This window comes from Cohnella sp., from assembly GCF_041640265.1.
Taxonomy (GTDB): Bacteria; Bacillota; Bacilli; order Paenibacillales; family Paenibacillaceae; genus Cohnella.
Map to the genome: position 1 here is coordinate 221,358 of NZ_JBEQAP010000004.1, position 20,506 is coordinate 241,863.

General features: G+C 42.9%; 30 protein-coding genes, 1 tRNA gene and 1 riboswitch. Of the genes, 17 read left to right on the forward strand and 14 right to left on the reverse strand.

What is annotated here, in order from left to right:
- Nucleotides 1-35: 35 nt before the first annotated feature.
- Nucleotides 36-209, forward strand: a complete 174-nt coding sequence (locus tag ACESLK_RS05340; protein ID WP_372663227.1) for a hypothetical protein — start codon at nt 36-38, stop codon at nt 207-209.
- Nucleotides 210-283: 74 nt separating this feature from the next.
- Here the strand turns inward: ACESLK_RS05340 and ACESLK_RS05345 are convergent, their stop codons facing one another.
- Nucleotides 284-490, reverse strand: coding sequence for a hypothetical protein (locus ACESLK_RS05345; protein WP_372663229.1), 207 nt, complete (start codon nt 488-490; stop codon nt 284-286).
- Nucleotides 491-736: 246 nt separating this feature from the next.
- Between ACESLK_RS05345 and ACESLK_RS05350 the strand changes: the two genes are divergently transcribed.
- Nucleotides 737-1,288: a hypothetical protein gene (locus tag ACESLK_RS05350; protein WP_372663231.1), complete on the forward strand. Its 552-nt coding sequence runs from the start codon at nt 737-739 to the stop codon at nt 1,286-1,288.
- 51 nt (nt 1,289-1,339) lie between these two features.
- On the opposite strand, the gene ACESLK_RS05355 is transcribed toward ACESLK_RS05350, so the two are convergent.
- Nucleotides 1,340-1,495: a hypothetical protein gene (locus tag ACESLK_RS05355; protein ID WP_372663233.1), complete on the reverse strand. Its 156-nt coding sequence runs from the start codon at nt 1,493-1,495 to the stop codon at nt 1,340-1,342.
- 802 nt (nt 1,496-2,297) lie between these two features.
- A complete protein-coding gene (locus tag ACESLK_RS05360; RefSeq protein ID WP_372663235.1) occupies nt 2,298-3,170 on the reverse strand; it encodes a chemotaxis protein in 873 nt (290 codons plus the stop codon).
- 42 nt (nt 3,171-3,212) lie between these two features.
- Here ACESLK_RS05360 and ACESLK_RS05365 point away from each other — a divergent pair, with 42 nt between their 5' ends.
- Nucleotides 3,213-3,386 (forward strand): hypothetical protein, encoded by a 174-nt coding sequence (locus tag ACESLK_RS05365; protein WP_372663237.1) that lies wholly within the window; start codon nt 3,213-3,215, stop codon nt 3,384-3,386.
- A gap of 140 nt (nt 3,387-3,526) precedes the next feature.
- Here the strand turns inward: ACESLK_RS05365 and ACESLK_RS05370 are convergent, their stop codons facing one another.
- From ACESLK_RS05370 to ACESLK_RS05385, 4 genes are all read right to left on the reverse strand, one after another.
- On the reverse strand, nt 3,527-3,940 hold the full coding sequence (locus ACESLK_RS05370) for a hypothetical protein (protein ID WP_372663239.1): 414 nt from the start codon (nt 3,938-3,940) through the stop codon (nt 3,527-3,529).
- Nucleotides 3,941-4,148: 208 nt separating this feature from the next.
- The gene (locus tag ACESLK_RS05375) at nt 4,149-4,499 is read right to left on the reverse strand and encodes a hypothetical protein (protein ID WP_372663241.1); all 351 of its coding nucleotides are present in this window, start codon (nt 4,497-4,499) and stop codon (nt 4,149-4,151) included.
- A 343-nt stretch (nt 4,500-4,842) separates the two neighbouring features.
- Nucleotides 4,843-5,304, reverse strand: a complete 462-nt coding sequence (locus ACESLK_RS05380; protein WP_372663242.1) for a chemotaxis protein CheX — start codon at nt 5,302-5,304, stop codon at nt 4,843-4,845.
- Between the two features lie 74 nt (nt 5,305-5,378).
- Nucleotides 5,379-5,469, reverse strand: a riboswitch (cyclic di-GMP riboswitch).
- 170 nt (nt 5,470-5,639) lie between these two features.
- Complete coding sequence (locus tag ACESLK_RS05385) at nt 5,640-5,780, reverse strand: hypothetical protein (protein WP_372663244.1); 141 nt, start codon at nt 5,778-5,780, stop codon at nt 5,640-5,642.
- 517 nt (nt 5,781-6,297) lie between these two features.
- On the opposite strand from ACESLK_RS05385, the gene ACESLK_RS05390 reads away from it, so the two are divergent.
- Nucleotides 6,298-7,146 (forward strand): glycoside hydrolase domain-containing protein, encoded by an 849-nt coding sequence (locus tag ACESLK_RS05390; protein ID WP_372663246.1) that lies wholly within the window; start codon nt 6,298-6,300, stop codon nt 7,144-7,146.
- A gap of 66 nt (nt 7,147-7,212) precedes the next feature.
- Here the strand turns inward: ACESLK_RS05390 and ACESLK_RS05395 are convergent, their stop codons facing one another.
- Nucleotides 7,213-7,428 (reverse strand): hypothetical protein, encoded by a 216-nt coding sequence (locus tag ACESLK_RS05395; protein WP_372663248.1) that lies wholly within the window; start codon nt 7,426-7,428, stop codon nt 7,213-7,215.
- A 256-nt stretch (nt 7,429-7,684) separates the two neighbouring features.
- On the opposite strand from ACESLK_RS05395, the gene ACESLK_RS05400 reads away from it, so the two are divergent.
- Nucleotides 7,685-7,945: a hypothetical protein gene (locus tag ACESLK_RS05400; protein ID WP_372663250.1), complete on the forward strand. Its 261-nt coding sequence runs from the start codon at nt 7,685-7,687 to the stop codon at nt 7,943-7,945.
- Between the two features lie 48 nt (nt 7,946-7,993).
- Here the strand turns inward: ACESLK_RS05400 and ACESLK_RS05405 are convergent, their stop codons facing one another.
- The gene (locus ACESLK_RS05405; RefSeq protein WP_372663252.1) at nt 7,994-8,929 is read right to left on the reverse strand and encodes an ATP-dependent DNA ligase; all 936 of its coding nucleotides are present in this window, start codon (nt 8,927-8,929) and stop codon (nt 7,994-7,996) included.
- A 127-nt stretch (nt 8,930-9,056) separates the two neighbouring features.
- Between ACESLK_RS05405 and ACESLK_RS05410 the strand changes: the two genes are divergently transcribed.
- From ACESLK_RS05410 to ACESLK_RS05420, 3 genes are all read left to right on the forward strand, one after another.
- A complete protein-coding gene (locus ACESLK_RS05410) occupies nt 9,057-9,251 on the forward strand; it encodes a hypothetical protein (RefSeq protein ID WP_372663254.1) in 195 nt (64 codons plus the stop codon).
- Complete coding sequence (locus ACESLK_RS05415; RefSeq protein ID WP_372663256.1) at nt 9,248-9,571, forward strand: YolD-like family protein; 324 nt, start codon at nt 9,248-9,250, stop codon at nt 9,569-9,571. Before ACESLK_RS05410 ends, ACESLK_RS05415 begins: the two co-directional genes overlap by 4 nt.
- 281 nt (nt 9,572-9,852) lie before the next feature.
- The gene (locus tag ACESLK_RS05420; protein WP_372663258.1) at nt 9,853-10,119 is read left to right on the forward strand and encodes a YolD-like family protein; all 267 of its coding nucleotides are present in this window, start codon (nt 9,853-9,855) and stop codon (nt 10,117-10,119) included.
- A 41-nt stretch (nt 10,120-10,160) separates the two neighbouring features.
- Here ACESLK_RS05420 and ACESLK_RS05425 read toward each other — a convergent pair whose 3' ends face one another.
- The 4 genes from ACESLK_RS05425 to ACESLK_RS05440 all read right to left on the reverse strand — a co-directional run bounded on the left by ACESLK_RS05425 (nt 10,161) and on the right by ACESLK_RS05440 (nt 11,386).
- The gene (locus tag ACESLK_RS05425) at nt 10,161-10,532 is read right to left on the reverse strand and encodes a hypothetical protein (RefSeq protein WP_372663260.1); all 372 of its coding nucleotides are present in this window, start codon (nt 10,530-10,532) and stop codon (nt 10,161-10,163) included.
- A gap of 100 nt (nt 10,533-10,632) precedes the next feature.
- On the reverse strand, nt 10,633-10,800 hold the full coding sequence (locus tag ACESLK_RS05430) for a hypothetical protein (RefSeq protein ID WP_372663262.1): 168 nt from the start codon (nt 10,798-10,800) through the stop codon (nt 10,633-10,635).
- Nucleotides 10,801-10,903: 103 nt separating this feature from the next.
- Nucleotides 10,904-11,230: an antibiotic biosynthesis monooxygenase family protein gene (locus tag ACESLK_RS05435; protein WP_372663263.1), complete on the reverse strand. Its 327-nt coding sequence runs from the start codon at nt 11,228-11,230 to the stop codon at nt 10,904-10,906.
- An 80-nt stretch (nt 11,231-11,310) separates the two neighbouring features.
- Nucleotides 11,311-11,386 (reverse strand) — tRNA-Val (locus ACESLK_RS05440).
- 210 nt (nt 11,387-11,596) lie between these two features.
- On the opposite strand from ACESLK_RS05440, the gene ACESLK_RS05445 reads away from it, so the two are divergent.
- Nucleotides 11,597-11,773, forward strand: a complete 177-nt coding sequence (locus ACESLK_RS05445; RefSeq protein WP_372663265.1) for a hypothetical protein — start codon at nt 11,597-11,599, stop codon at nt 11,771-11,773.
- A 226-nt stretch (nt 11,774-11,999) separates the two neighbouring features.
- Here ACESLK_RS05445 and ACESLK_RS05450 read toward each other — a convergent pair whose 3' ends face one another.
- A complete protein-coding gene (locus tag ACESLK_RS05450) occupies nt 12,000-12,746 on the reverse strand; it encodes an MBL fold metallo-hydrolase (RefSeq protein ID WP_372663323.1) in 747 nt (248 codons plus the stop codon).
- Nucleotides 12,747-12,927: 181 nt separating this feature from the next.
- Here ACESLK_RS05450 and ACESLK_RS05455 point away from each other — a divergent pair, with 181 nt between their 5' ends.
- The 8 genes from ACESLK_RS05455 to ACESLK_RS05490 all read left to right on the forward strand — a co-directional run bounded on the left by ACESLK_RS05455 (nt 12,928) and on the right by ACESLK_RS05490 (nt 20,483).
- Complete coding sequence (locus ACESLK_RS05455) at nt 12,928-13,128, forward strand: hypothetical protein (RefSeq protein WP_372663267.1); 201 nt, start codon at nt 12,928-12,930, stop codon at nt 13,126-13,128.
- A gap of 101 nt (nt 13,129-13,229) precedes the next feature.
- The gene (locus tag ACESLK_RS05460) at nt 13,230-13,805 is read left to right on the forward strand and encodes a stalk domain-containing protein (RefSeq protein WP_372663269.1); all 576 of its coding nucleotides are present in this window, start codon (nt 13,230-13,232) and stop codon (nt 13,803-13,805) included.
- Between the two features lie 123 nt (nt 13,806-13,928).
- Complete coding sequence (locus ACESLK_RS05465) at nt 13,929-14,246, forward strand: DUF1292 domain-containing protein (RefSeq protein ID WP_372663271.1); 318 nt, start codon at nt 13,929-13,931, stop codon at nt 14,244-14,246.
- Between the two features lie 198 nt (nt 14,247-14,444).
- Nucleotides 14,445-15,215: a DeoR/GlpR family DNA-binding transcription regulator gene (locus tag ACESLK_RS05470; protein ID WP_372663273.1), complete on the forward strand. Its 771-nt coding sequence runs from the start codon at nt 14,445-14,447 to the stop codon at nt 15,213-15,215.
- A gap of 48 nt (nt 15,216-15,263) precedes the next feature.
- Nucleotides 15,264-16,757: a sugar ABC transporter ATP-binding protein gene (locus tag ACESLK_RS05475; RefSeq protein WP_372663275.1), complete on the forward strand. Its 1,494-nt coding sequence runs from the start codon at nt 15,264-15,266 to the stop codon at nt 16,755-16,757.
- Nucleotides 16,758-16,952: 195 nt separating this feature from the next.
- A complete protein-coding gene (locus ACESLK_RS05480; protein WP_372663277.1) occupies nt 16,953-18,461 on the forward strand; it encodes a sugar ABC transporter ATP-binding protein in 1,509 nt (502 codons plus the stop codon).
- Between the two features lie 33 nt (nt 18,462-18,494).
- Nucleotides 18,495-19,499 carry an ABC transporter permease gene (locus ACESLK_RS05485; RefSeq protein ID WP_372663279.1) on the forward strand — a complete coding sequence of 335 codons (1,005 nt, stop codon included), beginning with the start codon at nt 18,495-18,497 and terminating at the stop codon, nt 19,497-19,499.
- Between the two features lie 3 nt (nt 19,500-19,502).
- Complete coding sequence (locus ACESLK_RS05490) at nt 19,503-20,483, forward strand: ABC transporter permease (protein WP_372663281.1); 981 nt, start codon at nt 19,503-19,505, stop codon at nt 20,481-20,483.
- Nucleotides 20,484-20,506: the final 23 nt, after the last annotated feature.

Sequence of the window (20,506 nt, forward strand, 5' to 3'; positions counted from 1 at the left end):
CAGGCGATTGGTAAAAAGTATGAAGGAGATGACTTATGGATCAGTCTGATACGAATGCGGAACTAAGAGATCTGTACACTCATCAGGCGGGGGCAACGGATCTTCATAAAACGAGAAAAACGGATGAACCCGTGCAAATTGATCCCCCCGTCACTCCAACCACAGGAAAGTATGATGAAAGGCCTGCAAACCAAAAACATGGGGACTAAGCACCTGCGGGTGCTTTTTTTTGTATAAAAAAAACTCCAGGCATTCTCTGCCCTGGAGCTCTATATTTCGCTGGTTATTCCCGGCAAATTGATTTATACCCGTCATTCTGTTTTGTCTCATGAATATCATTGCGCATTTCTTCATCATCGGGCATCTCAGCGACAACCTTTGCAGTTTGTTCCGGCTCATCTCTTCTATAATGAGGGCTAATCGGAGGATCAAGGAATTGATTCTCTAGTATCGTATCTTTTGCTTCATCCTTTTGCTTGTTGTCGGTCATTGGTAAGTCTCCTTTTGATGAATTTCGTTATCAAGTAATCATTATCTTAAGAAGCACTTCTTATTCAGATCGTATATAAACTTATTGAGTCATTGCCTCATACGAGAGCGCTAGCCGTCGCGGGACACCGAAAGCGCTGGAGGAGCTGAAACAGTTCTAATGTTCGATTGTAACCGAATAATGGAAATATAGAATGCGTTTTGTTAAAATGCAATCACAAGCTTGAATATTCAGGGAGGCGCTATCATGAAAATTCTTCATCACCCAGTCGAAAGGAGGATTTGTGTGAGGGCTAAACAATTATTTACTTTTTACCGAGGCAGCACTTTTCATATGTATCGAGAAGGAGATTATGAAGAATACAAATCCTATAACGTTTCGGAAAACACTGAAGCAAAATGGGTTCAAGAAATGATTGATATATATACGGATGAACTCTCTATTTGGGGTTGGGAAGCAGTGTACTGTTTAGGTTCTATTGCGAGAGACTTTAAGGATATTCGAATACTAAGAAATGTAGTGAGCTTCGCATCAAGGCATATCATGAGCGCTGATAGTATTGTAAAGCTCATGTATGCAGAAGGCATACTTGCTATTCTTAAGTCGATAAAAGGAGAAATCACAAAAGAATTATTGTACGAGACCTTAAAAACGACAAAATTAATTTTGGATGATATTATTTCAAAACCGTTGATTATAGACCCTGGACATGAACTTGAATCATACAATTTGAAAGACAAAAAATCGTTAAATCTTAGAGCAGCTAAAAGCATCGAGGAGTTAAAAAGCTTTCTCTAGGCACGCCAAAGCTAAGGTGGCACTAGATATTCATTTCCTCGATGCCTGACATTACTCGGTACTTGAAGTATAGCCTTGATTTTGTTTTATCTCTTCAATTTCATCGCTGGTGTCATGGTCACCTGACATTTCACCGGCAAACGCAGCGATTTTTTCTATTATATTTTGATTTTCTTGAGCATCCTCTGTTTGATTATATTCAGACATTATTAAATCTCCTTTTCGATGGATTTGATTACTGAATAATCATTATCTTAATGAATACTCTTTATTCGTGGATTTATATAAATTTTCGGAGGCGACTGCATTTCTCTATTATTTGCCGACGCTGCATCTATGCTGGACGCGAACTGCATCTCAAGCTCGCTCGTTCGCGGACGAAACCAAGATGCCGTGCCACCATTGTCGCAAAATGAGCTGTCGATTAATTGTGGACAGTTTTAACATGAACATACACATGCAGAGAATGTATATGATTTTTCGCATACATTTACAGAATCCGGGCTCAAATCAAATTTTTTGTATGAAATTTCGTATAGAATCGACTGATTCGATGTGTGTGACGCTCATTTTGTATGATTTTTCGCATACATTTTGTGGTCTCCCGCAGATTTCCGAAGTTATGAACTGTTAATCGACAGGCTCAAAATGCAGCAATGAGTGCGTAGACTAAGCGATGCTCTATCCAAAGCAGTGCGACCCGGGGGCATTAGCTCCCGGGCTTCGGATTCAAAGTAAGGAAACTTTTCCTGATGTCCCTCTATTATGCCACGAAGAATTTTCCATAAAGACTCTGCTGATAAGTATAAAGACCAAAAGGATGAAGATAACGAGTACAAATAGAGCTGCAATAGAAATACGCATAAACTCACCGCCTATTTGATTCTCATAATCAAGAAGTCTGCTGAGATGTCACATCACCCAGTCAGCTTATGCCAGGGAATTATTATGGATTGTGTATATGACCAGTGTTAAATAATTGTGATTTTCTTATAACTTCCCGCAGTCTTTAACTAGCAGCACTTTCTTGTTGAGTTGTGATTTTATTGCTCATCTCTGCGAGTGATTGAACAATACGCTCAATAACTTCATCTGAACGATAATATCCTCCATGTGATCCTAGAGGTGTCCCGCTTAATAAACCAGGATTCCGTACTTCGATATCTTCCTTGACGACTTCAGCATATTTTTCGCTCAGGTTTTTGATTGGATAAGCAATGACATCATCTTTATCATAAAAATTAACCCATTCCCCGATTTCTTGACCACGAAGGTTAGGTGCTGGAACAGAAATGGGTTCGCCAAAATCATTACACCGCAAGGTCCACAGCGCAATGGGGCTTCCCATTGTATACAGATGGGTAAAAGTTTCCCCTCTTTCTAACGGAGTGTTGCCTTTATCAATAATTCCCTGAATGCAAGGAGGTGATTTGTCGTTTTGTAGATCATACAAGTAATTGCTTGTAATGATCGTTCCAAGACTATGGGATATTAGACAAAGCGGGGCTTCCGGGCCTGCTTGTTGAGCCAACGATTGAAGTGTTTGAGCAAAACGTTCATGAATGTCGGCATAAATGTATTTATTTTGTTCCGGGTCACATTCTTTAGGAAGTGGCTGATAAGCGATAGCATCTCCTACGAAATTAATCATGAAACCCCGTGCATCAATGATATTATCCCATCTTAAATTGTAAGGTGCGAGCTTTTCCTGAAGCTTTTTTTCGAGATTATCGGTTATATCCGCCCAGTAAACTCCTTCCGACACAAGCTCGCCATCAGGACAAACCTCTGCTAAACGTCCTTCTAACGCAGCAGCCATTCCTCTATAGAAGTCAGGATGGTTTTTTCCGATACCGTGCACGAATCCAACAGCAATTTTCATAACCTATTGCCCTCCCCAAAAGTAACTACTATAAAAGATTATATGCCGTCTAAAGGAATCCTTCATGAAAAAAATCCCGCTTGGCCGTATGGCTGGCGGGGAATCTATCAGAAGAGGTTCAATCAGAATAAGAAGGAAAGGGACAAGAATGCGACAGAGGCGTTATATAAAATATCCGGCCAAGATTTAGTTTTTATGAAGCTGAAAGTCCTGTAGGCAGATATAACAAGTATAATAAGCACCGCTAATTGAATCAAGAAATTAGGGCTATACATGGCGATCTCCTCCTGAAGTTGAGTTTTGAGAATATATTCTATTCATTATTTTCCCAACTTGTACGGGCTGTCCCCGATGTTCTAGCCCCAGTGGTAGTCAGTTTTGACACCTATATTATGACTGCCTATATTTCCTCCCGCATGGGCACCGACACCATGAAAGCCTAGGTGTCCGCCGGCCTGGATACCAACGCCGTGACTGCCTCCGATGTATCCGCCAGCCTTTGCGTCGATCACATTACTGCCGCCTATTACACCATCGGCTTGGAAGCCAACACCATTATGACCGCCGATGTTAGTACCGGCATGGATACCAAGCCCATGACCGCCTCCTATATGTCCGTTTGCGTGAACACCAGCACCGTAATTTCCGAAAGTGCCTTCGGCATTAAAACCAATGCCATGTGCGCCCGGATAATTCATATAGTGATGGAGTCCAGGGTAGTACGCTTGTGGGTATTGATACTGATAAGTTTGGAAATACGGATGATTCACACGGATATAACCATACGGATACATGCTTGGATTTATAAACATAAGCTAACCTCCAGCGATTTAATGAGATAGCCTATTCATTTTTTTCATGCGTGATACTTGCCCCGGATTAATTGGGCATATGCCAGGGGTTAGGGGGTTAGTGAATGTTTTTTCTCTTATGCAAATCACCCCGCTGGTCTCTGCCAACGGGGTGGAAGAATCGTTATTAAACTAAATTCGAGTCGGTTGTATTTGCTTGAACCACATTTGCGCTACTTACCGCTTGCGGAGTATTTGTATTCTGCCCCTGCAATTGATTCACCGTATTTTCAGCTTGCTGGATTTGCTGCTGAGCCGCTTGAAGTTGCTGATTGCTTTGTGTTTGTACCTGCTGGGCTTGCTGGGCTAATTGTTGAGCAGTTTGGGCTGCTTGCTCTGCCTGTTGCGCCTGCTGAAATGCTTGGGTCGCTTGCTGGGTCACTTGTTGAGTAACTTGTTGTGCCTGCTGGACAACTTGCTGTGCTTGCTGTTGGACGTTCTTAGCAACTTGTTGTGTATTCTGCGTGTTTGGGTTCACTTAATCCATTACCTCCATGTAGTCATAATTCAGACTTGATTATGGTGGTGTCATGAACGGAATTTTATTCAGCAATTGGGAATGAAATGAAAGTATTATCACGAAATCTGAATTCGCCCTTCTCTAATCCAACTCGATATTCTTTGCATGGGTATTCCCGTATTTACTGATAACTCATTTAATGTCGCTGCAGGGTGATCTATCAAATAATCCTTGCAGAGATGAAATTCTGTTTCATGCAAGTTAAAACAATCATTGCAAGCCATATCGGAAATTCTAATTTGAGCAAACAATTTTCCGCAGCGGACACAGTTACTCAATGACATAGGGGTAATCTCCTTTGTTAGCCTTCAAATACGATATTCATTTCAAGCTGGTTGTTCAGATTAATGTTAATAGGTATAGATAATACACGCATTTTAACTGCAGAAATCTCGATCTGCCTGCCCATGATTAACGTTGGCGGAGTAATATCTAATGAGATTCCTTCTTGAGAAAAAAAACTCATCGCATTGCCGCAAATCATATTCGCCAATTCAGAAATAGCGCTTTGTTCTAACGAACCCAAGGTTAAGACTGGAGCTCCCCCCATCATTGTTGAAACAATTTGTAGAATGCTTGATATTGAACCTCCAAAATACATTTGACCGCGAATGTCTCCTGTTATACCAACGACTGTTAACACTTCCAGCCCGGAAAACGGCGAACTCTTAATAGTAGGATTTCCGACCTGGCAAGGCAATTGGAATTGTTCGAATACGTAGGAGGCGGATTTGAGAAAAGGATTAATGTAAATGGCTTTCAAATGATTTTCACCCGTTTCTATTTATTAGACATAAAAAAACCTCCCGAATAGGAGGTTTAAAATTACCTTCTTATTTCGGCAACTGGCTGGCATGACGCATAACAATGCGTTGTAGCCCCTTTAGCTTTGCGACCCCATTTTTCAATAGGTGTGCCTTTTCTGTTTTTGAATAGGTATTTCGACATGAGTGCCAATAGTTCGACAATACTACTCTTTGAATAATATGTCAATTACTTAGGTTGAAAGATATAGTTGGATGGATAACAAAAAAAGGAGGGATAAGTTTCCCTCCCCTTTGATCGAGTTTTTTTGGGCCGATTCGATTCGTTCGGGGGTTAACACCCCTCATTTTGTTCAATCTCATTGAACTCATCAAGGGTAGTATCGTCTTCGGACATGTCAGCGGCAAGCTCTGCTACTTGTGCATCATAAGTCTGATTTTCTTGCTCTCGCTCATCTTGATTATAGTCGCTCATTGGAAAGTCTCCTTTAGTGGATTTGATTTCCAAATAGTTATTATCTAAAGTAGCATTTTTTATTCAGTTGCTAAATAGGAGTCGTGTGGTCCAAGAAAATCAGCCCGTTGAAAAAGGAGCAGCCTAAGCTGCTCCAGCACTTACATTTCAATTATCATAAAAAGCGCAATTATTACAATGGCTATTAGTGCTAGAACAATGGGTAGGACAACATTCCTCGATTTTTTATTCTCAACCTGAGTGATTTCATCCTCAAATCGGATTGTTGGAAGACCGCAAAATTTGCAAAATAAAACACCGTCATTGAATTTCTCATTACATTTTGAACAAAATTTCCCCGCCATTTCACATCACCCGCAATCTTATGGATTTTGTAAAAAAAGCACTTTCTATTTATATGTTTGAACATAAGGAACAATGCAGACAATTTCTGCTGCTGGGAGGCTGTTAATTGTAGCCCGTAGATGGACGCGGTAGTTGTGACATAGGCCTATACCTCAAAGAGTTAGAAGCGGTTATGCTTAATTATGTTAGCTCATCGCCACGAAAGGTACATCATGCGATTGTATTGGAGGTGAAAAAAACGGAATTATTCCCATCTAAGAAAACAATATTTGGAATCGATTGTGCGATACCTTTTACAGAAGCCACTGCAAAGGCGGTTGCAGCTGAAGGCGCAAAGTTTGCCGTCCGATATCTTGTACCGCAGTCCTATGCTTGGAAACGACTCACACGCTCGGAAGCGGATACGATAGTTGGAGCAGGTATGAAGCTTGCATCCGTATTCCAACTCGGCACGGACAGGCCCGCTGGCGGCGAAGCCAATGGCAAAGCAGACGGTAAAGCGGCACATCTTGAGGCAATAGCGATCGGGCAACTTGTGGGATCTGCAATCTTCCTCGCAGTTGATTATGATGCTCAGCCAAAGGATTACGATGCGATTGAGGCATATCTTCGGGCCGCTCAGGCGGAGTTATTCGGATACCACGTTGGCGTATACGGCCATTATGGCGTGATCGAGGAAATGGCTTTACGTGGTGCATGCAAATTCTTCTGGCAGACATATGCTTGGAGCGGTGGCAAAAAGAGTGAGCGTGCACACCTATACCAATACAAAAACAACACGAAGCTCGGCGGGGTTAGTGTTGACTTAAATGAGGCTTACACTGAGGATATATTCTGGAAAGAAGAGAGAGTGAAACCTGTGGAGGAGAATAAAGTGACGGCTATCGTCTTTGGGAAAAAGATCGAAGGCGCTAAGCTTATAGACGGGGTTACAATGTTGCCGCTCCGCGAGGTAAGTAATGCAATTGGCGGTAAGGTGAGTTGGGATCCTGATACTCATACGGCTAGAATTGATAAATGATTATCATAAAAATAAATCCCCGAGCAGCTGAATAGCCGATCGGGGATTTTAGTATCTAACCATCAATTATTCCCTAGCAACTCCATTACCGTCTATGAGACGTTCTTTGCTATCGATAATCTCGTCTAGCGAAGTATGCGCATCGCGGTTCGCCTCATTAGAAATTTCGCGATCTGTTTCTCTTTCACCTTGGACGGCAACCAACGCATTTGCCTGCTGATTCAATTGCTCTTCAACTTGTCCGATTCCATGCGCCCCTTGCTGATTCCGGTTTGATGGCATAGTTATCACCTCCGTCAACAATTTTTGGTAATTCCCCAACTATTTTTTGTTGGTTGAACCCGGGACTGCGGAATCGTGATTGTTTCCGGGTTGCGATTTTTTACCTTTGTTATTTGTCTTTTGACGAGACATGATGTGTGCTCCCTTCTGGATGTTCCTTACAACCAATGGCTGCCATAAAAAGTATGTCCCGTTGTTTAAGCCGTAATCCGATTTCGTATGTTGTCATAAAAGGGAATATTATGTATTGTTGTGAATGGGAGAAAAAAACAAAAGAGCAGGAGAGATAACAATGTCTAGGATAGATGAGATAAAGAAAAAACTTTCCGATGGAATATATGAAGGTAATGACTTCACGAACATAGCGGATGATGTTGCAGACCTCATATATAAGCTCCAGATAGCAGAGAAGGCGTTAGAAAAAATTTCTGTTGAAATGCCAGGATCAATTAGTAATGAATCTGTTCTTCATAAAGAAAAAATTGCACAAGAAGCTCTCCAACAAATCCGCAACTAAAAATAATGAAGAGCAGGAGGAATTACCTAACTGCTCTTTTTATGCTGTTTACTCAAAAATACATTCTTCCGGAGGAACTTCCACAAACGCCTGTATGCTCGGCTGCCGCATGGTCCGGCCCTCATGTATCCGCCACTCCGAATACTGGATCTTGGCCGTCATCAATGGACTGACCCAATGTGCCCCTTTAAATTCCGGATGCTGCTCAGCAAAGGGGCATTGTGCGATCTCCATCTTCATCAATTTCACCGTCAGATCCCGCCAGTCGGAGGAAGTCAGTTTACCTGTTCCGACCTTGCCGATAAAATAAAGTTTCTCCTCGTGATAAAGCCCGGTCAATACTGCATTGACAATTCCTCCACTAAGCGTGAAGCCCCCGATCACTGCAATCACATCGCCGTAATTTTTTACCTTGATCCAGCGATCATCTTTCCCTTCAATTGTGTATGTGCTGTTCAGATCCTTAGCGACTATTCCTTCCATATCCCTATCCCGAATCGCGGCAAGTAGTCCGTGACCGTCAGTATGTGATGTAACCAGCTGGATATGCTCGTTCGGAACGATGATCTCTGTTAGTATCCGCTGCCGCTCATGAAGGGGCAGCTTATTCATCCATTCGCCATTCAAATAAACGATATCGAAAATCATATAGGTGATGGGTATCTCCTTTTTCGCTTGAGGGATACGACCCATTCTTCTGATTCCGTCTCGGCGCATGACCTCATGAAAAGAGGGTTTGCCGTCTGCTGCTAGGGCGATCACTTCGCCATCCAGAATAAACGATTGGGCTGTGGAATAAGAAGGGTTTGTCAGTTCCGGGAATTGATGAGTCCTCTCGTTCTTTTTACGGTTAAAGAGTGTGACGGACGAAGCATCATTATATGTGAGGATCCGTACGCCATCCCATTTGACTTGATAAACCCATTGGTTGCCTTCGGGGACAGTTGTGGCTCGGATTGGCTCGAAAGGTAAGATTGGTTCCATAGATTTAGTATATCCACAGCCTTGTTAATAAAATTCCAGCCCTGTAACCCCAATTTTTTACCTCTTGCATAAGAACGAATGTTCGCCATATAATAAGGGAACAAACGTTCCATTGGAGGCGGGGACAATGCCAGAGAAGTACATCGGTCAAGTCGTTCAGATCATATACCAGGATGCAAAAGGACAGATCACGCAGCGTACGATCCGAGTCCGGAGGATTGTTGACGGTAAGGTTTTGGCTTACGACTTTGACAAGCAAGCTCCCCGCCCCTTTATGATTGATCGAATACTGGCACTGAAGCCGGTAGGGAGGACAGCATGAGAAAGAAACTTGAGGGCAATGGACTATGGGAGAGCAGCCGGATGATGCTGCCTGAACACAAAGAAAGAATCATCTATGAGCATCATTTATCCGACAATTACAAAGGTGAACGCCCAGAGTTTGATGAGGAAGAGCTGCAGCGGATCGTTGGGAAAGTTATTTCATCATATGAAGATGCTGAACCCATTCAGGTTCGACTATATGATCCTTACGAGACACTTATCGTAGATGGACTCGTTGAGAAGATGGACATTGTTAGTGGATGGTTTCAAGTAAGTGGCGATCGGTTTAAGTTTACGGATATCATTATGGTTAACTGAGGAATGCTTGATGATCGTCCTAGGAAACTCCTGCAGATCCTATATCATAATCTCAGGTCAGGACATGTACCGGCCATAAGCGAGCTCTCACGGAAGACCGGAAGAACTGCAGGAGAAGTTAAAGCGACGCTTCGTATTTTAGCGACTGCTCAGTATATAACTTGGGATCCAGAAAGACACAATGATCTGAAAATCATTCAGCTGCTGGAAACACCAGTTTTGATTGAACCCGAGAAGCAAATTAATTTTTGGGAATATGACTAACGAGGAGTAGATTATTAATGCCACAAGTGGAAAAACCTAAAAAGAAATCCAAAGAAAAAAGACCGACACGAGACGAAGCTATTCTTGAGGAGATCGGCGAAAGATTGGTCGAAGCCAAGGAAGAGGAGAATGAGGTCATTTTATCCGTTTGGGGATTGGATGAGACGGTGACCGGCCGGATCGTGGAATTAGATGCAAGAACGAAGCTGGTACATGTGCAAAAGCATGGAGAGATAACCAAAGTACCGTTTATGGATATTATGCAAGTAAGAAACCCCGAGTAATGCTTATTCAAATCACTTAATGACGAACAAAGAAGCCTTATTCATTGCAATTGGTTAGACTGATTATTTTGTTTTGATACAAAATCCAATGTCCATTCCATCATGCCATCCATCATTGTCAGAATTAAATTAACCACATCTTCTTCCCCTAAAGTTTTATTGTTATTTGCATTCTTAGAAATGTATCCATGCATTTTATTTTCCAAGTTGCTGATTAGTCCCTTTAATTTCATCAAGTCTTCAGCAATGTTTGAAAAGCCGTTATCACTTGAGGTTTCGTTTTGATTATTACTTTGAGCATTCTTTTGTTGCTGATTCATTTCCTTTATTTGTTGTAACTCCTCTTTTAAATCTGAGTGTTCTTTGGTTAACTGATCAATTTGATCTAATAATTCACGATTAGTTATCATCATCACATTTGCTCCTCATCTTGATTGAATTATGAATATATAGCCCCTTCAAATGTATCATTCATACGCGAAAATGAGGGGGAGGTTGGATTTGAGTAATATCCTAAATTTCCTCAAGTCGATCGTTTCTATCGGGAGTCCGAAATTCATTCTCCATTATCTCTTGAAGATTGTCGGACTGCTCGGGGTCATCGGCCATGTCAGCCGCAAGCTCTGCTATTTGTTCGTCGTAGGTATGATTTTCTAGATCTTCGAGATTTCTTTCGGTCATTGGTAAGTCTCCTTTTGATGAACTTCATTACCATTTCATGCTTTACTAACGGATTACCTTTTATTCAGGTTAGGCCAAAACTTTAGGCGTTCGTATTGGTAAATCAGACTTTGTCAAATCCATAATCCCGTTCGACCTTACAAACTCTTGTTTTATAAGTGAGATACCAATCAGATATACCTTGACTTTGGGCGACTAAATGTCGCTCGTTTTGTTTCCATTTTTGTATAGCCTCGAGAGACTCCCAATAAGATACAGTTATGCCTAAACCTTCTCTGGCACTTTCTACTCCTAGAAATCCAGGTTGAACGGATGCAAGTTTCTCCATTTCATCTGCCATTTCCGCATATCCGTTATCCCAATCTGTTCGTTCAGATGTAAAAATTACTGCATAATATGGGGGGTGTGGAGTTTTAGCAATCTCACTCATGACCTTACCTCCGTTAAATAATTAATTAGGATAAAAAGAAAAGAAGCCTTATCTGTCAAGGCTTCTCGGAGTTATATGTATGGTGATCTGAACAGGGATCGAACCTGTGACCCCCACCCTGTCAAGATGGTGCTCTCCCAGCTGAGCTATCAGATCATAATGATACTATTTATAGCGACAGGTAATATCATACCAACTGATACGATAGAAGTCAACCGGTAATTAAGCGGATTTCACTACATTTTTTTTGCATATCTCACGCTAATTTGAGAAAATTCGAAATTCGAAATATCTTCAGAAAGAGTCATGATTCGTAAATTTCCAACGTACAAATGTACCAAGAGGTAACAGCGGGAGGAATCACCGGTGAAGGATGTGACTTTACTGTTGGTGTGGCTGATTGCAATGTTCGGCTTGATTGGCGGTGTAATGGCAGCTGTTGCACGGTTCGTGAGAAAGGACTCTATGAACTATGACAAACGCTTTACCTGGTCTGATTACGATAGCGGGTACGACCCTCGTAATAAGAACTCAGGAAAATAAAAGTTTAAATGCTTTGAAAAATCAATGGGGTGACTTTAAGTCCATCACGACTTAAAGTCACCCCTATTTATTTTAATCCTCATCTTCCCATTTGCGGGAGTAGGCTTTCTTAGTTACCCATAGGACAAGCCAAGTCATAAGGACGACGAGAACACCAGCAACAATGAAAGTAGTAAGCAATTTGTGACATCCTTTCGTACGCGAGTTCTATTCTATCTTACCGAATTTATTTTAACTGATCGATATCATAGTTTCGATGCTGCTCTACAAATCTCATCATCCCCGTACTTCCGACAAAATCCGGTTGGTTATCACCATAGTGCATGAGATAAAGTCGTTCTTGCACTGCTGCAGGTAAGGTTAATAACTGGGGCAAACAAGCATGTACGGTTCCCGGGGGGTGTAATTGACAATCATGGAAGATCACTCGCACACCCCGGTCGTTCACAAGAGAGCAGAGTAGATCTGGATTGAATATCGTATCGCCGGAATAGAAGAAGTAATCATTAAACAGCAAGGAGTAGTTTGGTTTATTGGGTATATGTTTAGTTGAGATTAATTGAACATTTAGTCCGGGAAATAATTCATGCGTGTATCCTTCGCTAAGAGGCCGAACCTCGAAGAAATCGTCGAGCGTCTCCGATTCATATTGCTGCAATCCGCCTTTAAGAGTGTGTTCCCAGAGAGGCTCTGCGAGTGTATCGGCAATGTATAGAACCGGCTTGCGACCGTACACGTATTTCATTTGAAAAGCGTACTCCTCAAGTCCTCCGACATGATCGCCGTGTATATGGGTGATAAGCACTGCGTCCAGAGCATTGAAGTTATATCCAAGATCGTAAAGCGCTTTCGGAGCTGTTATTCCGCAATCTACGAGAAGGGCTCGGTCATTAACCTTAAGCACAGCATTGTTATTATTGAACATTTTAGCAAAGGCACTGCCTGTACCCAACATTTGAATTTTCAAATCTATGCCCCCTAATTCGGATGCGTTTTCAATTTGACAATAGCTCTTACCAATGTACCATAATTCACCTTAATGTAACAGAAGAGGGTGGAAAAAACAGGTCAGGAATCTGTGACGAGTTGGGCGGTTTTCGCATACTCTGATGGGAAGTCAATCCCGAGCCGCTGTTCGCGAAAGGAAGATTCGGATGTCGAAAGGCAAAAAGAAGAAATCTGCTGCTGTAGTTGAGCAAAGAAAAGCTCAAATGAAAATCGTGACATCAGATACCTGTGCGGTTTGCAAAACCCCATGTGCAAGAGGGATGGCTTACCTGGAGAGAATGAGATCCCCTGGCGAAGTCGGTTATGGAGTGCCTTGTATTTTAACATTGCCTAAGCGAAAAGCTTAATATTCAGAAAAATATGGCTTTCATGCGCAACTTTCCGACAGACTCTCAGTATAAACAATTACACACAAGATTGTGAGTCGGTGAGACGGAGGCTGCTAACCATGAAAGTCCGTAGACTAATCTTATTAACCTTAGTATTTTCTTTAATTTGCGGCAGTGCAGTGTATGCGGATTCTATAAGCCAGAAGGTTAGAGTTTGGGTGAATAGTAAGGAAGTTGATGATGGAGGTATCATCGTCGACGGTAAAGCTTATATTTCGGTTCGGTCGGTTTCAGATAAGCTTCAAGCTCTATTATCTTGGGACGATAGCAGTAAGAAGGTTATCATATACAAACCTAACGTTCACATGATTACCATGCAGGATGGTTCTTTATTCGGTAATGTGCCCAAGGGGAAATTTAAGTTTAATGTATTCTCGCAAATTGACAATCTCAAGGTTGATATCTCCGCCTTCAAGGTCACTATCAGCGACCCATACGGGGATGAAACTTACATCGATGGACGGGATTCCAGCAATAATGAATTTCCTGAAGCAGGTAAAGAAGATTTCTGGTTCAAGAGTAAAGAAATCTCCTACAATTTCGATTCAGTAGGTAAATACACCGTTCGTTTCTGGATAAAGCCTGCTGGAGAATCCTCATTCCAAGTCGTATCTGAGAAAGTAATTAAAAGATAATGATCAAAACAAAAAACGCCAAAATCGCCGACAAACGATTTAGGCGTTTTTCGTTTGACCCTTGAAACTGGAAATGATACGATACGTGAGTAGTTAAATCAATTTGTTGAACGGAGGTTCGCTATGAGCGATCATGTCCATGACGAGAATTGCGAACATGACCACGATGAAGAAGCGGTATTCGTCGTAACCGACGAGGATGGCGTAGAGCACGAGATGGTGCTTGTGTACACATTCGAATCCAGCGATCGTGCATATGCTGTTCTTCTTGACCGTAATGACCCAGAGGATGACGGCGTTATTTTCCGGATCGAAGAAGAAGGCGACGATGAAATTCTCGTTAATATCGAAGACGATCAAGAATGGGAAACAGTTATGAAAGTATATGAAGAGCTGGCAGCCAAGGAGAACGAAGGCCTTCAGGAGAAAGAGAACGGTTAAGCTCTGTCTCTTTTTGTTCGTGCAAAGAGACTGTTTCTTGAGTTCAAGTGGACTTGAGGAGCAGTCTCTTGTTCAATTTATACATAAACAAACAACAACGAAACATAATTTTTAAGCAGATTTGCTTTTTTGTGATATAATAGAAGCATAAAACGACATCGGCTGAACCCACATTTTTAGCCTGCAAGGGGTTACGAAATGTTCGCAATTGAGAGGTTAAACAAGATAAAGGAATTGTTATACAAGGAGAAGAGAGTCGATGTTGTCGAACTTAGCGACATGTTCTCCGTAACGGAAGTCACGATCCGACGTGATCTTGACAAGTTGGAGCAAAAGGGATTTCTCGTTAAGATTTATGGCGGAGCCGTGTTGAATGAAGCGACCGTTCAGCAGCCTCGTTCTAACGAGCCTCAAGACGAAACCTTCCAAGAAAAACAAATGATTGGCAAAATCGCCTCCGAAATGATAGAACATGGAGATGCGATTTTTTTGAGTCCGGGCAGAACCTGTTTAGAAATAGCCAGAAGCCTGAAGGACAAACGGGTAACGGTAGTGACGAATGATATGACAATCGGGATGGCCATGAAGGATTCGATCGGAATTAAGGTTATTCTGACGGGCGGAGATCTTATTCCTTCTACGACCACTTTGGTGGGAGGGTTTGCACTCCAGGCATTGGATGGGATATTTATCAACAAAGCATTCATCGGAGTGAAGGGCGCGCACATTGACTCTGGCTATACCGTGGACAGCTATGAGGAAGTCATGATCATCCAAGAGGTTAAGAAAATATCGAGTCAATTGATCGTTGTTGCGGATTATACGAAGTTTAACCGTACCGGATTTGCCAAGCTCGGAGATTTAACTATCGCAAAGACTGTAATCACCAACAAGCAGGTACCCTCCGAATATAAGAGATATTACTTTGAGAGCGCAGTGAAGCTTTATACCGCTTTTGAATTGGAATAACATAAAGCTTTCACCCGATTATTATAGTGATGAAAAGAGGGACTGCGGTTGAAGCGTCTGCTGGAAATGCGCAAAATCACAAAGAGATTTGCTGACAATACCGTATTAAATGATATTGACTTTCTTGCAGATCGAGGGCAGGTTCATGCCATAATTGGAGAAAATGGCGCGGGAAAATCTACATTGATGCGGATTTTAGCAGGTGTTCATACCCCGGATGAGGGAGAAGTGTTGTTAGACGGAGAGCCTATCGTCATTCATAATCCTAAGCAAGCCCAAGAACTTGGGATCGCAATGATCCATCAGGAAATCAAACTATTCCAAGATTTGAATATAACTGAAAACGTATTCATTCGACGAGAGCCTGTCAAAGGCTGGAAGGCTTTAAGGAAGATCGACTGGGAGCTTGCTTACAAAGAAACAGAGCGTTACTTGGCCGAACTAGGCCTTAATTATCACTCTCGTACTTTGGTCAAGACTCTAAGCGCCGGCGAGCAGAAATTCGTAGAGATTATTAAAGCCTTATCGCAAAATGCCAAAATTATCATAATGGACGAGCCGACAGCCGCATTGACGGAGCAGGAAATCGAGAAGCTGTTTAGCGTCATTCGGGATGTGAAGAACCGTGGAGTAGCTATTCTGTATATTTCCCATCGTATTGAAGAAATACAGAAAATCGCAGACCATGTCACTGTGATCCGGGATGGTGAAATCGTGCAATCCTGTGATGCACAGACGTTAAATATGAAAGATATCGTCAAGGTCATGGCGGGTAAGGAACCTGATGATCGGTACCCGAAGCTTAAAGTGAAAATCGGGAAAGAGATACTGCGTGTTGAGAATGTAAGTTATTACAGCAAGATCCGTAACGCTAGCTTTGAAGTCCGCAAAGGAGAGATTATTGGTTTAACCGGGATAAGCGGCGCAGGTCGACGTACATTAGCCAAAGTGCTGTTCGGTATTTACGGTCCCTATCAGGGGGTCGTCTTCTTGAACGGCAAACCGTTTAAATCGATGACCCCGTACATGGCGAAGAAGAGCGGCTTGTGTTACGTAACGGGTATCGGCACTGAAGAAGGTCTTATTGCCGATGGTACGATTACTGAGAATATTACAATTGCCAACCTGCAGCGTGTTTCCAAAATAGGATTTATCGATCACAATCAGGAAGCAAAGCATGCAAGAGATCTTATTGATCGACTTGAGATTACAGCAAACGAAACCGAATCCGTTGGCAATCTGAGCGGAGGAAAGCAGAAGAAGGTTATTTTCGCGAAGTGGCTGTTTACCAATGCTAAGGTGCTTATTATCGATGAGCCGACAGCTGGTATCGATATTGGCTCTAAGATTGATATTTATAATATTATGAATGAGTTAGTCCTCTCCGGTGCTTCCATCATTATGATTTCTTCTGATCTATCGGAGGTTATGGGAATGTGTGATCGGATAATGGTTATGTATAACGGCGAGATTCGCAAGGTTTTCACGCAAGAGGAAGCCACTCAGGAGCAAATTCTTTACTTTGCATCCGGCGGCAAATAACATTGATGAATAAAAATCAATCGGAGGGTTAGATGCTTCCGGTTGGTTTTCTTTTTTAAAAGATTCATAAAACAAACAAAAAGGAGTTGACGAAACCCTAAAAAGATAACATAATAAAACACAAACGAACACAAACATTCATAAAGATGTTTTTTACAGCGAGAAACGGATTAACAAGGAACAGGAGATTTGACCATGTCTAATATGACTTTGGAATTGAGAGCGATTACAAAAACCTTCCCGGGTGTCAAAGCTTTGGACAATGTCCACTTCCAATTAAAGCCGGGAGAAATACATGCTTTGATGGGGGAGAACGGGGCAGGTAAATCCACTTTCATTAAAATTATTACTGGCGTATATACCCCAGATGCCGGAGAGATCTATGTAAACGGGCAGAAGGCTGAGTTCAAAAATCCTCGGGATGCTAAGAAGCTAGGAATTGCTGCGATCTACCAGCATGTCACCTGTTATCCGGATCTGAGCGTAACCGAGAACATCTTCATGGGGCATGAGAAAATCCATCCCAAAACCAAGCGGATTTTGTGGAATGATATGTATGAAGAAGCTGGACGGATTCTAGAAGAGCTGGGCGCCAGCTTTGGTCCGAAGATTCAAATGGGATCTCTCAGCGTCGCACAACAGCAAATCGTTGAAATTGCGAAAGCGCTTTCTACTCAAGCGAAGATTATTATTATGGATGAACCTACGGCCGCGTTAACAAAGAGAGAGAGCGAAGAGCTTTACCGGATCGCTGAACGGCTTAGAGATAAAGGCGCCTCGATTATCTTCATCTCGCATCGTTTCGAGGATATGTATCGTCTAGCCAGTCGTGTGACCGTACTAAGAGATGCCAAGTACATCGGAACGTGGGCGGTTAATGAAATAGCGAATGAAGATTTAATCGTAGCCATGGTCGGAAGGGAAATCACTCAGCTCTTCCCTAAGAAGGAAGCGTTGATCGGCGATGAAGTGCTGCGGATTAATGGACTTAGCAGAACTGGCTATTTCGCGGATGTCTCCTTCTCGGTAAAACGAGGAGAAATCTTAGGATTAACCGGCCTAGTCGGTGCAGGGCGAACAGAGGTATGCCAGGCCATATTCGGTATAACTGCCTACGAGAAGGGCAAAGTTTACTTGAAAGGCGAGGAAGTTCATATTACCAGTCCCCTAGATGCGATGAATAGGGGGATCGGCTATTTGCCCGAAGACCGGCAGAAGCAAGGATTAGTGCTTCAATGGGGCATAGGCCATAACATTACATTGCCGGCATTAAGCAAGTACTCCAATCAAGGCTGGTTGAATGAATCCAAAGAAGCCGAGATCGCGAAGACGCTTGCCGAGAAGGTAAACGTTAAGGCGAACAGCGTGTTCGATCTGGTTAGCACGCTTTCCGGAGGAAACCAACAGAAGGTCGTTGTCGCCAAGCTGCTGACTGCCGACTTGGATGTTCTTATCCTTGATGAGCCGACAAAAGGCGTTGACGTTGGAGCTAAATCGGCTATCTATGAAATGATTGGGGATCTGGCTTGTCAAGGGTATGGAATTGTCCTTGTCTCTTCTGAGATGCCGGAAATCATCGGCTTAAGCGATAGAGTTATCGTCATGCGCGAGGGACGAGTCGCCGCAACGATAAACCGGGATCAGCTTACTCAAGAGTCGATTCTGGAAGCATCAATGCTTAAACCGTCAGTACAGCAAGCTTAGCAGGTAACAGAGAATGCGAGATGGGGGAAAAAGATGGCTAACAAAGGAGCCAAAACAACTTTTAGCGCTAGTATCGCTAAATTTAGAGAGCTTGGATTACTAGGGTTTATTCTGGTGTTGTCCATAGTGATACAGATACGAAACCCAAGCTTTCTAACACTTGAAAATATAAATGACATGTTAACGAATACGGCGATCCTCAGTATTCTAACCGTAGGCATGATGCTCGTTATTGTAACCCGGGGGATTGATCTCTCTATCGGCGCAACGCTTGCCTTATCGGGGATGATCGCAGCGCTTACGGTCAAAACCTATCCAGGAATAAATCCGATTGTCGCAATCTTGGAAGGAACCTTAATCGGTGTCATCTGCGGAGTCGTTCTGGGATATCTCATTTCCAAGGGAGGCATTCTTCCGATCATTGCCACACTTGGCCTGATGAACGTATTCAGAGGAATAACTTTTATGGCGAGCGGTGGGAAGTGGGTTAGCGCACATCAGATGCCGGACAGCTTCAAAGGAATTGCGACCAGCTCCTTATGGGGCGTTAATACCCTCATTCTTATTGCGATATTTATTTATGTGGTCATGTATTACTTTATCAGTCATACACGCACCGGCAGGCAAATCTATGCGGTCGGCAGCAACCCGGAGTCAGCGCAAATCAGCGGGATCAATAATGGTAAAATTCTGTGGCTGGTCTATTCCATTATGGGAGGTCTTTCGGGATTAGCTGGCGTATTGTGGGTGTCTAAGTTCGCGTCCGCTCAAGGAGATACTGCGATGGGATATGAGCTTAGCGTAATCGCGGCTTGTGTGCTGGGCGGAGTAAGCATTGCAGGGGGCTCGGGGAAAATCTCGGGCATCATCTTAGGCTCCATTTTACTCGGGATACTTAATAATGCCTTGCCCCTCATTAACGTATCGCCTTTCTGGCAAATGGGCATTCAAGGCTCGATCATTCTCATCGCGGTTATCATCAATGCCGTTGTTAAGAGAGGCGTCGACCGGAATCATCTTATGAGGAGGGTCATATAAACGATGGAGCCGAGAGTGATTGTTAATAAGCAGGTATTCGGCATGAAACGGTTTTTCTTTCAATGGGAATGGATGCTGGTCCTTCTCTTTATCCTTATCAACATTATGAATGCCTATTTATCTTCCTACTACTTAGACACGGATAATCTCCGGGATGCCACGATGACCTTCTTGGACAAAGCCTTTATCGTGCTGCCAATGGTGTTCATCATGATCTTGGGCGATATCGACATCTCCGTCGCTTCAACTGTCGCTTTATCCTCCGTCATCATGGCTGATCTCTACAACTCTGGAGTTCCCATGTGGCTGGCCATGTTGATTGGACTTGCAGTGGGTACGATCTGCGGATTCGTTAACGGCTTGCTTATCGTGAAATTCAAGGAACTATCCGCCGTCATTGTCACCTTGGCGACGATGATTATCTATCGGGGAATCGCTTATATCCTGCTTGAGGATCAAGCGGCAGGTAAGTTTCCGGATTGGTTCAGCTTTCTTGGCTGGGGTTATGTTGGCGGGATCCCTTTTATTCTAATCGCATTTGCGGTTTTCGCTCTTATCTTTGGGCTTCTTCTACATCGAACTACCTTCGGCAGACAGGTATATGCAATGGGCAGTAACTTAACGGCTAGTCGATTTTCTGGAGTAAGAGTGGATAAAATCCGGATCATTGTATTTACCCTAACCGGGCTGATGGCTGCAATTACTGCGCTGTTCCTCACCTCTAGAATGGGCAGCACGCGTCCGAACGTCGCAATGGGATATGAGCTCGATGTTATTGCGATGGTTGTGTTAGGTGGAATAAGCACTGCTGGGGGCAAGGGTAGAATGATTGGGGCCATCTTAGCTGTGTTTCTGATTGGATTCCTGCGTTACGGATTAGGTCTGGTTAACGTTCCCGCTCAGACAATGCTTATCATTATCGGACTATTGCTAATCTTCGCCGTTATGGTCCCGAATTTGAAGCTAACAAGAAATAAGCTCTGATCGTTACTGCAGGGCAAGGATGG